This window comes from Halorientalis persicus (genome assembly GCF_900110215.1).
Classification (GTDB): Archaea; Halobacteriota; Halobacteria; order Halobacteriales; family Haloarculaceae; genus Halorientalis; species Halorientalis persica.
Genome location: NZ_FOCX01000020.1, coordinates 23,757 through 38,341, shown reverse-complemented (window position 1 = coordinate 38,341; position 14,585 = coordinate 23,757). Strand labels below are relative to the sequence as shown.

At 67.4% G+C, this 14,585-nt stretch carries 21 protein-coding genes and 1 pseudogene; 7 read left to right on the top strand and 15 right to left on the bottom strand.

Features of this window, described 5'->3' with window-relative positions; genetic code table 11:
- The first annotated feature begins 34 nt into the window (after nt 1–34).
- Together BMX17_RS17770 and BMX17_RS17765 are read left to right on the top strand one after the other, a co-directional pair.
- Nucleotides 35–805, top strand: coding sequence for a nucleotide-binding protein (locus tag BMX17_RS17770; protein ID WP_092662570.1), 771 nt, complete (start codon nt 35–37; stop codon nt 803–805).
- Entirely contained in the window at nt 802–1,368 is a 567-nt protein-coding gene (locus tag BMX17_RS17765) for a DUF8054 family protein (protein WP_092662568.1), read from the top strand. The genes BMX17_RS17770 and BMX17_RS17765 overlap by 4 nt, the downstream gene beginning before the upstream one ends.
- Nucleotides 1,369–1,558: 190 nt before the next feature.
- Here BMX17_RS17765 and BMX17_RS17760 read toward each other — a convergent pair whose 3' ends face one another.
- From BMX17_RS17760 to BMX17_RS26315, 3 genes are all read right to left on the bottom strand, one after another.
- Nucleotides 1,559–1,795, bottom strand: a complete 237-nt coding sequence (locus BMX17_RS17760) for an HTH domain-containing protein (RefSeq protein ID WP_092662566.1) — start codon at nt 1,793–1,795, stop codon at nt 1,559–1,561.
- Between the two features lie 47 nt (nt 1,796–1,842).
- Nucleotides 1,843–2,031 carry a hypothetical protein gene (locus BMX17_RS17755; RefSeq protein WP_092662564.1) on the bottom strand — a complete coding sequence of 63 codons (189 nt, stop codon included), beginning with the start codon at nt 2,029–2,031 and terminating at the stop codon, nt 1,843–1,845.
- A 74-nt stretch (nt 2,032–2,105) separates the two neighbouring features.
- Entirely contained in the window at nt 2,106–2,261 is a 156-nt protein-coding gene (locus BMX17_RS26315; RefSeq protein WP_170845464.1) for a DUF7837 family putative zinc-binding protein, read from the bottom strand.
- A 319-nt stretch (nt 2,262–2,580) separates the two neighbouring features.
- Here BMX17_RS26315 and BMX17_RS17750 point away from each other — a divergent pair, with 319 nt between their 5' ends.
- Together BMX17_RS17750 and BMX17_RS17745 are read left to right on the top strand one after the other, a co-directional pair.
- Nucleotides 2,581–2,883, top strand: coding sequence for a hypothetical protein (locus BMX17_RS17750; RefSeq protein WP_092662562.1), 303 nt, complete (start codon nt 2,581–2,583; stop codon nt 2,881–2,883).
- A 45-nt stretch (nt 2,884–2,928) separates the two neighbouring features.
- Nucleotides 2,929–3,360, top strand: a complete 432-nt coding sequence (locus BMX17_RS17745) for a DUF7975 family protein (RefSeq protein WP_092662559.1) — start codon at nt 2,929–2,931, stop codon at nt 3,358–3,360.
- 22 nt (nt 3,361–3,382) lie between these two features.
- On the opposite strand, the gene BMX17_RS26310 is transcribed toward BMX17_RS17745, so the two are convergent.
- Nucleotides 3,383–3,559, bottom strand: coding sequence for a hypothetical protein (locus BMX17_RS26310; RefSeq protein WP_170845462.1), 177 nt, complete (start codon nt 3,557–3,559; stop codon nt 3,383–3,385).
- 147 nt (nt 3,560–3,706) lie between these two features.
- On the opposite strand from BMX17_RS26310, the gene BMX17_RS17740 reads away from it, so the two are divergent.
- Complete coding sequence (locus BMX17_RS17740; RefSeq protein WP_092662557.1) at nt 3,707–4,753, top strand: RNA-guided endonuclease TnpB family protein; 1,047 nt, start codon at nt 3,707–3,709, stop codon at nt 4,751–4,753.
- Nucleotides 4,754–5,112: 359 nt separating this feature from the next.
- On the opposite strand, the gene BMX17_RS17735 is transcribed toward BMX17_RS17740, so the two are convergent.
- Complete coding sequence (locus BMX17_RS17735) at nt 5,113–5,673, bottom strand: class I SAM-dependent methyltransferase (RefSeq protein ID WP_092662555.1); 561 nt, start codon at nt 5,671–5,673, stop codon at nt 5,113–5,115.
- A 189-nt stretch (nt 5,674–5,862) separates the two neighbouring features.
- On the opposite strand from BMX17_RS17735, the gene BMX17_RS17730 reads away from it, so the two are divergent.
- Nucleotides 5,863–6,207, top strand: a complete 345-nt coding sequence (locus tag BMX17_RS17730; RefSeq protein WP_092662553.1) for a rhodanese-like domain-containing protein — start codon at nt 5,863–5,865, stop codon at nt 6,205–6,207.
- A gap of 30 nt (nt 6,208–6,237) precedes the next feature.
- Here BMX17_RS17730 and BMX17_RS17725 read toward each other — a convergent pair whose 3' ends face one another.
- Together BMX17_RS17725 and BMX17_RS27025 are read right to left on the bottom strand one after the other, a co-directional pair.
- Complete coding sequence (locus BMX17_RS17725) at nt 6,238–6,588, bottom strand: hypothetical protein (protein WP_092662551.1); 351 nt, start codon at nt 6,586–6,588, stop codon at nt 6,238–6,240.
- 46 nt (nt 6,589–6,634) lie between these two features.
- The gene (locus BMX17_RS27025; RefSeq protein ID WP_244515051.1) at nt 6,635–6,823 is read right to left on the bottom strand and encodes a hypothetical protein; all 189 of its coding nucleotides are present in this window, start codon (nt 6,821–6,823) and stop codon (nt 6,635–6,637) included.
- Here BMX17_RS27025 and BMX17_RS27020 point away from each other — a divergent pair.
- Nucleotides 6,734–6,920, top strand: a pseudogene (locus tag BMX17_RS27020) (alcohol dehydrogenase catalytic domain-containing protein); the annotation flags it as partial. The gene BMX17_RS27025 and the pseudogene BMX17_RS27020 sit on opposite strands and share 90 nt — an antisense overlap.
- Nucleotides 6,921–7,086: 166 nt before the next feature.
- Here BMX17_RS27020 and BMX17_RS27015 read toward each other — a convergent pair.
- The 8 genes from BMX17_RS27015 to BMX17_RS17685 form a co-directional block, all read right to left on the bottom strand.
- Nucleotides 7,087–7,413, bottom strand: coding sequence for an Ig-like domain-containing protein (locus BMX17_RS27015; RefSeq protein WP_129070339.1), 327 nt, complete (start codon nt 7,411–7,413; stop codon nt 7,087–7,089).
- Nucleotides 7,414–7,618: 205 nt separating this feature from the next.
- Nucleotides 7,619–8,161, bottom strand: a complete 543-nt coding sequence (locus tag BMX17_RS17715) for a DUF7261 family protein (RefSeq protein WP_092662549.1) — start codon at nt 8,159–8,161, stop codon at nt 7,619–7,621.
- Entirely contained in the window at nt 8,158–8,568 is a 411-nt protein-coding gene (locus BMX17_RS17710) for a DUF7262 family protein (RefSeq protein WP_092662547.1), read from the bottom strand. The genes BMX17_RS17715 and BMX17_RS17710 overlap by 4 nt, the downstream gene beginning before the upstream one ends.
- Complete coding sequence (locus BMX17_RS17705; RefSeq protein WP_092662545.1) at nt 8,558–9,238, bottom strand: DUF7263 family protein; 681 nt, start codon at nt 9,236–9,238, stop codon at nt 8,558–8,560. Before BMX17_RS17705 ends, BMX17_RS17710 begins: the two co-directional genes overlap by 11 nt.
- Nucleotides 9,235–9,699, bottom strand: coding sequence for a DUF7266 family protein (locus BMX17_RS17700; protein WP_092662543.1), 465 nt, complete (start codon nt 9,697–9,699; stop codon nt 9,235–9,237). Before BMX17_RS17700 ends, BMX17_RS17705 begins: the two co-directional genes overlap by 4 nt.
- On the bottom strand, nt 9,699–10,415 hold the full coding sequence (locus BMX17_RS17695; RefSeq protein WP_092662541.1) for a DUF7289 family protein: 717 nt from the start codon (nt 10,413–10,415) through the stop codon (nt 9,699–9,701). Before BMX17_RS17695 ends, BMX17_RS17700 begins: the two co-directional genes overlap by 1 nt.
- The gene (locus tag BMX17_RS17690) at nt 10,412–12,343 is read right to left on the bottom strand and encodes a type II secretion system F family protein (RefSeq protein WP_092662539.1); all 1,932 of its coding nucleotides are present in this window, start codon (nt 12,341–12,343) and stop codon (nt 10,412–10,414) included. Before BMX17_RS17690 ends, BMX17_RS17695 begins: the two co-directional genes overlap by 4 nt.
- A complete protein-coding gene (locus BMX17_RS17685; RefSeq protein ID WP_092662537.1) occupies nt 12,330–14,570 on the bottom strand; it encodes a type II/IV secretion system ATPase subunit in 2,241 nt (746 codons plus the stop codon). The genes BMX17_RS17690 and BMX17_RS17685 overlap by 14 nt, the downstream gene beginning before the upstream one ends.
- Nucleotides 14,571–14,585: the final 15 nt, after the last annotated feature.

Sequence of the window (14,585 nt, the reverse complement as noted above, 5' to 3'; positions counted from 1 at the left end):
GATTTAAGTGCGAAACCGCGGCCATCCTCGCGTAATGGTCGAGGCGTTTGCGGTCGCGAGCGGGAAAGGGGGGACGGGCAAGACCACCAGCACGCTCGCGCTGGGAATGGCGCTGGCGGAGGAGTACGACGTGACGGTGATCGACGCCGACACGGGGATGGCGAATCTGCTCTTTCACGCCGGACTCTCGTCGGTCGACACGACGTTGCACGACGTGCTGGTCGAGGGCGGTGCACCGGTCGAAGACGCCGTCTACGACCGGTTCGGGATGTCCGTCGTCCCCTGCGGGACGAGTCTGGCGGGCTTCGAGGCGGCCGAACCGGAGCGCCTGCGCGACGTGGTCGCGACGCTGGCGGTCGACACCGACGTGATCTTGCTCGACTCGCCCGCGACGCTGGGCTCGAAGTCCGCCGTCCTGCCCATCGTGCTGGCCGACCGGGTCGTCGTCGTCCTCCAGCCCACGATCCCCGCGCTCTCTGACGGTCTGAAAGTTCAGGAGTACGCCCACTCTTACGGGACCGAGACGGCGGGGACGATCTTCAACAAGGTGACCGACCCGGACGACGTGCAGTCGGTCGCCGAGAAATCCCGGCGGTACTTCGACGGGCCGACGCTGGCGACCGTGCCCGACAGCGACGCCGCCCGGGAGGCACGCCGCGCCGGGAAGCCTCTGCTCGCGTACGCGCCCGCCGCCGAGGCCGCCGAGGCCTACCGCGGGGCCGCCCGTGACCTCGACGTGCGCTCGGGCGCGGCCGACGACGTGGCCGACCGCTTTCGCAGCGCCGTCATCCCGGAGCCACGATGAAGCTCCCCAGCGGTCGGCTGGTGCACTCCCGGGTCGTCGACGACCCCGGGTCGGCGCTCGCGGCCGCCCTCGACCGCGAACTCACCGGCTACGCCGTGCTGGAGCCCCAGGAGACGTTGCTCCTGGCCGCGGATGCGCGGGGCGTCCTCACCTTCAGCGAGGGCGTGCCGGTGCTGGCCTATCACACCGAGACCGACCGTGGCGGGCCGCCAGCGCTCGCAGACCTGGCGGTGCCCGGTCCCTACCGACTGGAACTCGTCGCGCTCTCGGACGCCGTCCTCACCGACCTCCACGACACGCCCGCACTCCGCGTCCCGCCGGGGATGCCCGCCGAGCGCCTCGCGGGCGACCACGACCTCGCGGCCCGGACGCGAGCCAGCGCCCCCGACGACCGCGTGCGTGAGTCTCCGGGTGGCGATGCCGATAGCGACGAACCGGCCCAGGAGAGCGCCGTCGAGGCTTTCCTGGAGGACGAAGGGAAGATCGAGGCGATCCGCGAGCAGGCCCGCGAGGAAGCCCGGGAACGTGCGTCCGAGTGGGGCCTCGACGACGTGTGTGAGTGAGCGTGCCGTACCGTACAAACAATTAATACGTTTCGTATCGTTTGTGCTCTCGTATGGCGACACGCCAACAGTCGATGGCCTACCACTCGTGTGGCTGCGGTGAGCAGTTCGACACCACCGAAGAACTGCTGGAGCACGCCCGGAGTGACCACGGACTCTGGGTGCACTGAGACGGGCGCGATATCGAATTTTACTCGTCGACGTGAACCGGAATCCACCAGACGCGGCTCCGTCCACCGACCTTCTTGCTCGTCACGTCGGTCTTCTCCGAGAGCGCGTGGAGTTTGTTCAGTGCTGTCCGGCGCGAACAGTCCAGTCGGTCGGCGATCTCCGTCGCCGTCAGCGGCTCCGCGTAGTCCTCGCGTGACGTGAACACGTCGAGCACGTTCGATTCGGTGTACTCCGTCTCGCGGCCTGCGTCGGGCATATGCGGGTCCACTCCGCCGGGGGACTTATTACCTTCGTGTAAACACCTCAGGAGCGGCGGTCGGTGGCGGACCCGTCCCGTCGGTGGCTGAGTTTCTCCCCGACGATGCCCGGAACCGACGTTCCACAGTACGTACAGGACCACGACCGGCCGGCCGTCCCGTCCTGCCGGTCGAGTTCGTCGACGGACTGGAGCAGTGCACCGCAGCCGCCACACCGATGTGCGGGTAAACTCACGGGTACCTGCCAGTAGGACGGCCGCCGATATGAACGTCCCCGTCGTTTCGGCCGTTCGACGGGGAAACCCGTCTTCAGGCCGGACGGACCGGGGTCTCGCAGTCCGGGCACGCCGCGTACCGCGCGTGCCCGTCGCCCCGCTCGTACCGGATGAGCAGGTTGCGAGACGGGATCGACGTGCCACAGCGGGGGCAGGTTCCGAGACACTCGTGGGTGGCGGGTCGTGACATCGAAAGGAGCGTGTGACAGGGGAGGGCTGGTCGCCCTCTACTAATCAGTACTAGCTGGAGGATTATGTACCCGAGCCACGCGGAGTGAAAGTGAAACTGCCGGATGTGACGGCTACATTCTGGAAACATAATTAAACTGGTAAGTGGTACTTTCGAGTGACTCGACCGTGTGCGGCGGGCGCGTTCCAGCCGGTTCCGGCTCAGACTGATCCGCGGATGCAGGGCCGACGCCGACCGAGGCGCTCGTGCACCTCGCCTCAGGCGCGGGTGAAGACGTTCGGGACCGGGACTTTCCCGGAACGGACCGAACGGATCGGTGATGGAGCGGACTGCGGAGTTGCGCGGGCTGGCTGCCGACCTCCGAGAGCGGGAGGTGGTCGCGGACGCCTGGCTCGCCAAGAGCTTCACCGACCGCCTGCTCGTCGTGGACCTGGCGACCGACGCCGGCGTGCCCGCGGACCTCCGCGAGCGACTGCACGATCACGACCTGTACGGAGCCAACGAGGTGTACGACACCGGCGAGTCGGCCCCGTCCTTTGCAGGGTCGGTCGGCGACGCGACCCGCCACCAGTTCGTCGACGTGCGGACGCGGGGTGACCACCAGTCCTACGTTGTGGAGTAACCCCATCCGCCCGCTCTTTTCACGCTGGCCGACGAACGACGGGTCGTGACACGGTTCGACGCCGACACGCCGACGGATCGACGCGACCTGTTCGCCGACGCCGTCGCGGCACACCGCGAGCGCGACAGTCCCTTCATCACCATCGAACCGGAGCCGACTCCGGCCGAGAAAGCGGCCGCCGACGACCCGGACCTGCCCGAGGACGCCCCCGAGCAGACGATTCCCTGGATCCAGCTCGCCGACGAGACGGTGAACCTCGACTGCACGGACGCGGAACTGGACCGACTGAAGGACCTGCTGGAGGAGTACCCCGACTTCCGGATCGACGAGTTGACGAGTCCCGAGGACGCCCACGGTACGAACGTCCGGATCACGGCCCGCGCCGACCCGGACCGACTGGGTGCCTTCTTCGATCGGGTGTTCCAGTCGGTCTACGGTCGCGACGATGGCTACCGGGCCTGGGTCGTCGAGATCTGAACGCGACAGCAGTAGTCGGCCGTCACCGCTCGTCGGCGATGTCCTCTCCGGTCAGGTGGAACAGGAACTGAAACACCGAGAGGACCGCGAGGCCGAGGAAGAAGCCGCTGAACAGACCGAACGGGATCCCGACCGATTCGAGCGGGCCCATCAGATGGTCCCGCGCGGACAGCGACAGGACGAAGGCGAACACCGACACGGCCCCGACGTTACAGCGGTAGCGAGGCGAAAGCCCACCCGTTCACGGGTGGGATGAAGCCGACAACTGGGGAGGAAACCACGGATATCGGCCCGCCTGATATTCCCACGTTTTATTGTCATTCAGACATACATTACGCCTGTAATCGTGGTCACGACGACCGTCACCACGACGTTTCACAACCCCTCCCGAGAGCGCCGCAGGGAGTGGCAACGCGCCACTCACCTGTACCGCGATACCAAGCAGTTCTGCATCGATGGGTGGGAGACCGGCGAGTTTGGCATGAGCGTGACCACGGCCAGCATCGACAACGACCTCTACTCGGCCATCCAGAATCAGGCCATCCGCGAAGCCAAATCCGACTACAAGAACGACGGCATCGTGGAATACCACGCCAGCCAGCCCTTTGCAATCAACAACCAGAACTGGGAGATCGACCGCACCGAGAACGGGTCGGTCGTCGTCGGTTTTCCCTGTATCTCGGGTTGGTGGTACACGCCTATCGACGTGTACGACGACATCGCCGACGACGTTGCTCGACTCGTGGCTGGCGAAGCCGACAAGTCCCGGTTGCAGGTGTATCGCCGGGATGACGACTGGTTTTGCACGTTCACCGTCGAATACGACGCAGAAACGGGCGAGGAGACGGCAATCGGCGTGGACATAGGTCACAACCACCTGCTTGCCGCCGACGCAGAAACGGGTGAGTCGATGCTGGTGTCCGGTCGTGAGGCGAAATACGTCCGGCGCAAATATCGTTCCCTGCGCGAGTCGCTGCAACAGGCGGGTGCGCTTCGCGCACGTAACCGCGTGGGTAACAAAGAACAGCGCCGGATTCGTGATCTCAACCACAACGCCTCCCGTCGCCTCATCGACTGGGCCGAACAGTTCGAGAATCCCGTCCTGAAAATCGAGGACTTGGAAGGTGTCAGGGACGGGAGTGACTGGCGCGGTGTCCACTCGTGGCACTTCCACCAGTTGCAGGAATTCATCGTCTACAAGGCAGAGCAGGCCGGGATTCGCGTCGAAGAAGTTGACCCGTTCGAGACGAGTCAACGCTGTTCGGTCTGTGGTGCCGAGGGGTCGCGTGACGGCGACCACTTCTCGTGTCCCGAGTGCGACCGTGGCCGCCACGCCGACCTGAATGCCGCCGAGAATATCCGTCAACGGGAGGGAGAACCATGCACGGCGTAGCAGTTCGGGTGCGGCGACCCGTGCGGCCTCGTGGACTGAACACTCCACCGACTGCTTCGCAGCCGCCCGGCGTGACCGGGGAGGAAGGCCGCGTTGACCCGGCTGTACGCGCTGGAAAGCACGTCCGGGGTCGTAACCGGATGGCGACCTGTGAGGCTGGCCACGCGAAAGCGTCCCTGAGCCGCCGAGGAAACGCGCAACCTGAATATCCCCGTCGGGGAATCCCACCCCTTTAGGGGTGGGAGGAGGTCAATCCACGTCCGCCAGTGTGTCGGCGACGGAGTGGCTGGCATCACCCGAAACGTGGGTCGGCCAGCTGGATAGTGTTTTGTGGGTGGCCCTCGCTGTGGCGTTCACACTCACCGCCTCGTGGCGACGATCAGGAAGGTCTCCGGTCGCGTCGCCCGGAACTCGACCTCGAACCCGGCGTCGTCGAGCGCCGTAGCTGCCGCGTCCTCGCCGAACCGTTCGTCGAGTGGCGGCCCGTCCTCGCCGGTTCCGTCCGCGGACCAGTCGGCCACGACGAGGCGGCCGCCCGAGTGGAGGACTCGCGCGAGTTCGGCGAGCGCGTCGCCCGTGGCGAACTCGTGGTAGGTCATCGTCGAGACGGCCGCGTCGAGTTCGCCGTCGTCGAACGGCAGGTCCTCGATCCCGGAGGTGACGGGGTCGACGTTCGCCGGGACACCCTTCTCCCGGTAGTGGTCGTGCATCGCGTCCTGGATGTCGACCGCGTACACGCGGCCGGCGTGGGGCGCGATGTCGTCGGTATAGAAGCCAGTCCCGCTCCCGAGGTCGACCACCGTCTCCGTCCCCGTCAGGTCGAGTCCCCAGAGGAGTTCCTCGCGGGAGACCGAGCGATAGCGCGTCGCGGCGTCCTCGAGTTTTGCCGCTTTTCCCGCGTCGAACGTGTGGTGTCCCATGTGGTCGTAGTTGTGTACGCGACGTGAAATAGTTGCTGAATCGGGCCGGTCTCCCTCCGCTGTGGGCCCTCGGTCGCACCAGCACCCTCGAAAGCGTGGGAAGGCCACATTCGCACCGCGGCACGAACGTCACCGCTCGTTCCAGTTTCAACATATTTAAGCCCGAACCGCGCCCTGGTATTGGACGAGATGAGCAATACCGAGATCGAGGTCGCCGAGGTCGCACGTCGGATCGGGGCCGACGACGCGGCGGATCTGTTCGTTCTCGACGTTCGCACGGAGCGTGACTACGCACAGCGGCGAATTCCCGACAGTACGAACGTTCCAGTCTACGAGGACCTGCTCCAGTACGAGTATTCGACGCTGGAAACGCACCTCGACGAACTCCCCGAGAACGAGGAGATCGCGGTCGTCTGCAAGGCCGGTGTCACGTCCGCTCGTGCTGCCGAATTCCTGCGAGCGAACGGCTTCGAAGCGAAGTCCGTCCGCAACGGAATGCGCGCCTGGCAGCGGCTCGACCACGAACTCCAGTAGATCTGCCGCTGACCGGACGGTTCGAGGGGATCACTCGGCCGTCACGGCGTCCGCGTCTGTCTCGGCCTCGTGGCGTTCGAGTCGTCGACGGAGCGTGGTGGCTTTTCTGGTCGCGAGTGCGGACGCGGGCTCCGTTCGATAGTGCAACACCGATTCGGCGTCGTCGGACGCGGCCTGTGGTGTGTGGACGACGGCGACGAGCACGCCGCTGGTCGTCCTGATCTTGGTGCCGACGGGTGTCGCCGTCGCGTGGAGCCCCTTCACGGCGTCGTGGATCGCCTCGAGTGCCTCGTCGCCGTCGACGGTCACTGCGAGCGTCTCGAACTCCGGATCGGTGAACGAGCGGTCGGTGGTCTGTGGGTCATCTGGCTGGTCGGTCATGGTTGTGTCTCCGTTCGCCCCCACTCACCATTCGATCCGGACGGAATTAGTCGTCCCGGCCGTGCCGACTCGGCCGACGACGGCGGACCGACGCCTGCGTGACCGCTAAGTGCCTGCTGGCCCTGAACGGGATATGCGCGCCGCGATCTTCCACGGCCCGGGCGACGTTCGAATCGAGGACGTACCGAAACCGGAACTGACCGAACCGACGGACGCGCTCGTCCGGGTCACTCACACCGCCGATCTGTGGCTCCGATCTCTGGTTCTACAACGGCGACAGCGACCGCGAGCAGGGCTCCCGGGTCGGCCACGAACCCATGGGTATCGTCGATCTTCACGAAGACGGTCGATCTGGCGGGCATACCGGAGGGCTATCGCGCGATGGCCGACCGCGAGGCGCTGAAGGTACTGGTCACGCTCTGGCGCGGTGTCGGTCGCTATCGAGCCCCGGGAAAGACATCACCGCAGTACCGTCACCCGTGCCCGGGCGCGGGACTGTCAAGCAACGCCTTCCGCGACACTTACGAGACCGTTACCCACTTCGACGAGCGCAGTCTCGGACGGCGCGCTCCCGACGAGACAGTCGGCGCTGGAACTGTCGGCACCGTCGACCCGAACGTCGACGTGGTAGACCGCACGCGGGAGTCGCGTCTGGATGCTCGTGACCGCCTGTGGGGTGAGGGTGTAGGTCCGCTGGAACGCGATTTCGTCGTCGGCGTTGTGAAACTCGACGGTGACTTCGTGAGTGGTTTCGCTGTCGTAGTTCCGAAGGACGAGGGTCTCGTCGGAGACGAGCAACCGTTCGTCGCCAACCGACGGATCCACTGCGGATCGACGTTGGAGGGGCGAGTCGGGCAGCATAGTTGCAAAAACGGTGCGACGCCACTAAAAACGGGATTCGGTGTTTCCGGCTCTGAAACTGAGCGTGTATCGTCAAGCGGTCGCGGTGTTCGAACTGGGGTGTGGGCGCACGTTTCGAGCGGACCGCCCGCCTCTCGTGGGCTCGAACGACCCCGAACCGGTTCGACCGCTACGTTGACTCGACGACCAGCGTCACCTCTCGCTCGCCGCGCTCGGTCGTCACGGTCACGTCCAGCGCGACCGCGAGGACGTGGGTTTCGCCGACGCGTTCCTGCACGACGACCCCATCTTCGGCCACGCAATCGCCGAAATCTCGATTCGGACCGTCCGGACAGCGGTCGGCCGCCCGGTTTGCCGCGGCCGACTGGTTGTAGCTCGTTTCGTAGGCCGTCCCGGACTCGATCCGGGCGGTCGCGAGCATCGACAGGGGTTGGTCGAGTCGGTTGCGAACAGTTCGAACGGTCTGGTCGCGCTCGCTCCAGGGTCGGCCGGTCGCGTTCGTCCCGACCTCGTGGACGGCCCGCTCCAGCAGTCGCTCGGCGTTCGCGACGGGCGCGTCGTACTCCGTGCTGGCCGCCACGTCGGCGTGGTACCCCAACTGGAGGTACGCGAGGACGACCGGCGCGAGCGCGACCGCGAGCACGGCCGCCGCGGCGAGGACGAGTTGCCCGCGCTCGCCGTCGCGTCGCCCCGCCTGCTCGGTGCCGGTCATGCGTACCACACCCAGATGGTCACGTCGCCGTTGACCGTCGTGACGGTCGCCCGACCCACGGGGACGCCGGCGGGTTTCTCGAACCCGACCGCCCCGTGTGGCGTCTCGACGCGGTACATGAGGTTGTCCGGGAGGATGCGCTCGACCCGCCGGTCCAACGATCCTCGCTCGCGCTCGAAACTCCCCGCCGAGGCGACGACCTCGGCGAGTCGGGTCGTCCCCTGGTGGCGCGGCGCTTCGCCGCGCAGGACCGTCGCGGCGTCCTCGGCGTACACGTCGAGTTGGGGCTCTCGCGTGTCGGGCTGTGGGACGCCAAGCGCGAACCCCATCGCCACGGTCAACAGGAAGACGACGCCGACGCCCGCCTCGATCAGCGACAGGGAGAGCTGACCGCGGTCACCTGGCATCCACGGTCACCTCCAGGATCGATTTGGTCTCCTCGGCCGGGACGTAGGTCACGGTCACGTCGCCGGTCGAGAGCGTCCGGTTGGCCGAAAAGGCCAGTCGAGTCGTCTCGAACCGGGAGAGGTCGGCGGTGACGTTCCCCTGGAGTCCCGAGGCGTTGTGGAACACGGCCCGACCGTTCGCACGGACCGTGTGGAGCACGGTCCGCGGTGGCGGATCGAGCGTCAGGCGAACGCGATCCGTCCGCCGTGGAATCGTCGTCGTGTTCCCGATATCGAGTGCGGGCTCGTAGCGCCGGGTCTGTGTCTCCCGGACGAGGACGATCCGGCGAATCGTCGTCCCGCCGTCGGGGGTCCCCGTTTCGACGAGCGTGCGGTCGTCGAGTCGGACGCGGACGGCACGGTCACCGACCACAGGATACTGGTTCTGAAGCCGGTTCGCGGTGAGATTCTCCACCGCCGTCGCGTTCAGGACGTTCGCCCGCGTCGTCAGCGGTCCCGCGGGACCGACCAGCCGTTCCGAGAGCGCGACGGCGACCCGTCGCTCCCCGGAATCGCGCTCGGCGCTGGCGAACGCCCCGTCGGCCAGTGCCATCCCGAGCGCAGCGGTCGTGGTCAACACCAGCAGGGCGACGGCGAGCGCGGGGAGGTTCGTCTGGGCTCTGGCGCTCATCGTCCCCCCGTTTCGAGTCGAACGACCAGTCCCGCGTCCACACGACGAACGTGGACGTACGTCGTCTCGCCGCTCCCCCATCGCCCGTCGACCCGAACGACCGACTCGGGGAGCGCGAGGCGCGCTCGCTCGTCGAGCCGGTCTCGCGGGTGGTCGAGGACGAGCGACCGGTTCTCGGCGCGGATCTCGTAGCCAGCACCACGGATCGTCGGCGGCAGATCGACCCGCACCCGCACGTCGGCGGCCGTCGCGTTCGGCGGGACGGCCTGCTGGACCCGTTCGGCCGCCGTCGCCAGCGTCCGCTCGCTCAGTTCCTCGCCGGCCGCCGTCCGGGCGTCGGGGACGACACCGCCGTAGACCGTCACCGAGACGAGGCTGATGAACAGCGTCACCAGCCCGATGGCCAGCACCTTCTCGACGACCGTGCTGAAGCCCCTGTCGTCCCGTCGTAACGCGTCCATCATCCACCGTTCACCTCCGCGTGCATATCGTGAACGACGAGGTATCCCGTCCGGTTCCCCGGGAAGCGCCCGACGACGCTCTCCGTCCCGTCGCCGTCGAAGTCCCGCCGCGAGACGGTCGCGTTCCGGTCGCGGAACCAGCGTTCGAGCGGTTCTGGGGTCGCCGTCTCGACGGCGATTCCGAAGGAGCCAGTCCCGAGCGCGGTCCGGTTGTGCGTGACGCGCGTGCGGACGGTGACTGTGGTCTCGCCGGTGCCACCGACACCGACGTTGCTCACGTTGAGGCGCGCGACACTCGCGACGAACACGTCGCCACGGGCTGTGGCAGTGATCGGCGGTCCGTCGTGGAGCCACGCGCTCCCGCCGGACCGCCGGACGATAGCGTCGCCCACGTAGGTAACGCGGCGGTCACCGGCCTCGAAGACGAGGCCGCCGACATCGACGGTGGCGCGGACGCCCGAGGCGTCGAGGACTCTGATCTCGCGGTCGGCGGTCGAGAGGCGGCCGCTGGTGAACCGGACGGTGTCGCTGTGCTGGCCGGTCGTCTCGACCGGTTCGAGCGCGTCGTCGAGTGCTGTCGCCACCCGGGCGGCGTCGGCGCTGGCCGCGTTGTGCTGGACCAGCGCGCCGACGGCGGCCGTGAGCGCGGCCATCGAGATGACCGCGATGCCGAGCAAGAGGGCGACGCCGACGACGTTGGACTGTGCGCGGGTCATACCATCCCCGCCCCCGTGAAGACGACGTACGCGACACCGACCAGCGCCGCCGAGTGGAGTAGCGCCTCGTAGCGACCCCGGGAGGCCGTGCCGGCGAACCAGCCACACGCGAGCATCGTCGCCTGCGTGACGACGTAGAACCGCCAGCGATCCCGCGCCGGCTCGACGGCGTCGGGACTGATCGCCAGGCCCGCGCTCGATCCGGCGACCGACGACAGCTGGGTGAACCCGTCGAGGACGTAGCCGTTGACAGCGACCATGATCGCGACGACCAGGAGCGCCGTCGTCCAGCCGACCGCGACGTACACCAGCAGCGACGACCGCAACTGCTTGCGAGCGTGGTAGAGTCGGCCGATCTCGGTCTGGAGCGTCTCGAACACGTCCTCGGAGTCGCTTCCGGCGTCGAGCGCGCCAGTCACCAGTCCCATGGTCTGTTCGGCCATCGGTGTCCCGACCTGGTCGACGAACTGGGCGAGTGCGGCCGCCTGTACGTCGGTCGTGTCCTCGTTCCGGTCGCCCCCGGTCGTCAGGTTCATCGTAAACGCCAGGTCGTCAACGTCGTCCTGCAGGGCCCCGAGATCGACCTCGCGGGCGACCCGCTCGACGGCGTCCGGGAACGGCCGGCCGAGGCTGACGTGGCCCGACACCGCGTGGACGAAGTCTTTGATTTCTCGATCTTTCGCGTCGTCGAGGCGCGCCCGCCGGACGGCGACGATCCCGACCGGCAGTCCGAACGCCACGTACCCCAGCAAGACGGCGTTCAGCGGGCGATAGCTCCAGGTCCACAGCAGGACAGCGATGCCGCAGGCCAGCGGTGCGGTCACGACGGCCGCGCTGGCGGGATTCGTCGGCACGCTCTCCAGCAGTGAGAGCGCGTTCTCGGGCAGGTCGTACCGGCCCGTGGAGTGTTCGGCCGGCCGGAGCGATTCCACGAGCAGCGCCGAGCCGGCACCGACCGCGAGGACGAACGCACCGCTCCCGTACACCAGGATCGTTCTCGTCGCCACTGGTCCGACGGGTGTCGCGACCGGCTCGGACAGCCCGGGTGCGAGGACACTCATCACCGTCAGGATGAGGACGAACAGCGCGGGGAGGACCAGCAAAACGACGAACAGCTCGGAGAGGAGCTCGAGGAAGCCGCTGGTACGCTCGCGGGCGCGTGCCTCCCGGTTCGAGAGCATCCGTCCTTCCAACTGGAGGTAGTTCGCCAGTGCATCCCCGCCCTGATTGGCGTGTTCACGGAACTTCAGCAGGAAGGGCGCGAGCAGGTCCGTCGAGGGGGTGTCGCGGGCGACCATCTCCAGGCCTTCGTCGACGCTGCCGGTCAACTCGGCCTTGTTCAGTGCCGTCCGGAAGGCGACCGCGGTCTCACCGTAGGCGTCCTGATCGGCGACGGTCCGCAACATCGTGCGCTGGTCGCTGGTCCCCGTCGCGAGGACCCGCAAGTACCGGACCGCACCCGGCAGGGTTCGCTCGATACTCGACCGTCTGGCGCTCGCGACCCACCGGAGGTAGAGCCCGCCGGTCCAGACGGTGAGTCGTTTGCCGGCCAGTCCGGTCACCAGTCCGGCCCCGAGCGCGACGTACAGGCGTGGAATCGCGGGCAGGCCGATTCGATTCACGACCGGCAGGCCGGAACCAAGGAAGCCGACGATGCCGTCGATCAGCGTCGCCGGCAAGGCGGCGGTGACCGTCCCGGTCAGCACCGCGAGCGCGACCAGTACGACCCAGGAGGCACCGTAGACCCGTGCGAGGTACACGTCGAACCCGGTCGGGAGGTTCGCCGCGCGGTAGCGTTTGCGGTCGCGTTCGTGTCGCGGCCGGTCGGCGTGGCGAGAAAAGAGCGCGTACAGCCCGCGGTCGAGGACGGAGAGCGAGCGGGTGCCGGTGGCCGGATTCGCCGCCGTCTCGTGATCAGTCGTCGCCATCGGTCCCTCCGAGTTCCATCTCGATGTCCGGTTCGTAGCCGGTGCCGTCGCGGCCGGAGAGTGACCGACTCGCCCGCTCGACCGTCGCTGCCTCGTCGGTCCGCAGGTCCGCGAGGAACTCGAACAGCGCCTCGAAGTCGGTGACGCCCTCGCGTTCGAGGTACTCCACGTACCGGTGTTTCCGGTGGAACTCGTCCTCGACGGCTTCGACTGGTCTGTCGGTCCGCTCGGCGAGGCGGTCGAACACGCGCGTCCCCATCGAGCGTTCGTCGTCGCCAAGCTGGGGGTGATCGTAGGCCAGTCGGAACTCGCCGTCGTGCCCGCGCTCGACGACGGTGTTGTAGTAAATCGTCGTGCCGTCCTTGCGGATCGTCCCGCAGGTGTCGGCCTCGCGATCCAGTTCTCGGAACGCCGACTCGTCCAGCAGTTCGACGACCCGTCCGACGTAGCGGTCACCGTCGATGTGTCGGGGGAAAACGACGAGATCGAGTTCCTTCAGCAGGTACGGCGGGAGGCCCTGCTCGACGATCCGGTTGACCAGCGTCCGCACGTCCTCGGCGTGCGTGGTGCCGATGATGCCGTGGCCGGTGTTCAGGCTCTCGGCGAAGGTCTCGAAGGAGGCCGGCGTGTTGATCTCGGCGATCACCTCGATGTCGGGATTGAGGTAGTTGGCCTCGGTCATCAGATCCGACATCGTGACCCGCTTGTACTCGCTCTCGTGGTCGCGAGTGGTGAGCGAGACACCCGTCTCGTGAGGCAACTGAACTTCCCGGGACCCCTCGTCGATGCTGATCGGCCGGTCGTCGTACCGGACGAACGGCATGTGGGCGTTCATCAGCGTCGTCTTGCCGACGCCGGTCGGGCCCGAGAAGAGGACGACGCCACGGTGTTCGTACAGCAACCACAGCAGGGCGACCAGCTCCGTCGAGAGGCTGTTGTGCTGGAGGAGGTCCACGGGTGTCAACACGTCGGGGGCTTGCTTGCGGATCGAGATGTGCGGGCCGTCCTCGCTGATCGTCGGGAGCGCCACGGCACAGCGGATCGTCTCGTCGACCCCCTCGGGCTGGAGGTTCACCTTCGCGCTGGGCGTGCTGGCGTTCAACTCCGTTCCGTCGGCCGCGGCCAGTTGCGTGACGACGTTGACGAACGTCTTCTCGTCCTCGAAGGTCAGATTCGTCGGGATGCGCTCGTTGTGACCCACGTCCGTACGCGGGACGACCTTCACCCGCTCGCCGACGCGGTTGGCCTCGATGTCCTCGAGCGTCGGGTCCCGGATCGGGATGGTTAGTTTCCCGTGGCCGACGTAATCCCGGAGGACGTAGTAGACCAGATCGGAGAGGCGGTCGTCGGCGAACCGGCGATCGACGGGCGGCACAGCCAGATCGTACTCGGCCAGTGCCGTCCGGACCCGATAGGAGAGGGCGTCCAACCACGCGCGGGTGTTCCGGGCAGTCAGTTGCCGGGAGAGCAATTCACGGGCGCGCTCGTCGACGAACGCGGCGGCGTCCTCGACGAGGCCGTCGGTGCTGGTCTCCCAGATGCGTTCCTTGCAGTCCTCGATGAGGTCCTCGTCGCCCGGCAGGAGGTCGGGTTCCTGCACGGCGTACTTGGTGGTGAACGGGTCGTTACCCAGCACGTTCTCCCGGTAGATCACGACGGGAATCTCGAAGCCGTGGAAGGTGACGGTGTGGCGTTCCAGCCGGTCGCTGGCGAACCGTTCGAGGTGGTCGGGATCGGCGGGCAAGTCGGTGACGGCGGGCGCGTAGTCCTCGGTGTGGACGACCAGCCGGTCCTCGGCGGCGTCGGCCACGTCGATGCGCTCGTCCAGCGCGTACGGTGTGAGTTCTTCCAGACCGCGCAACTCGGCGAGCGCGTGGTAGTCCAGACGGCGACGACCCGCGGGCGTGCAGTCGGTCAGTCGGTCGATCACGCGGCGGGATTTCGGGGCGAACCCGTCGGCCATCCGTTCGACGGCTCCCTCGCGGGTGAGCGGGCGGGCGAAGCCGGCGTCCGCGAAGTGCTCGCGAACGCGGCCGAAGTCGCTCCGCTCGGCGGGCGTCATGCTCGGCTCGCGGACCTCGTAGGCGAATCCGTCCGGGCGCTCGCGGATCGTCGCGACCACGCCGGAGTGGATCTCCCGCTGGTCGCACACGTCGGGTGCGTACCAGGCGTCGGGATCGTCCGGCGGGACCGGCGCTGGCACCTGCTCCCCAACCCGTTGGCTCATGTGTCGGGCTTGGTC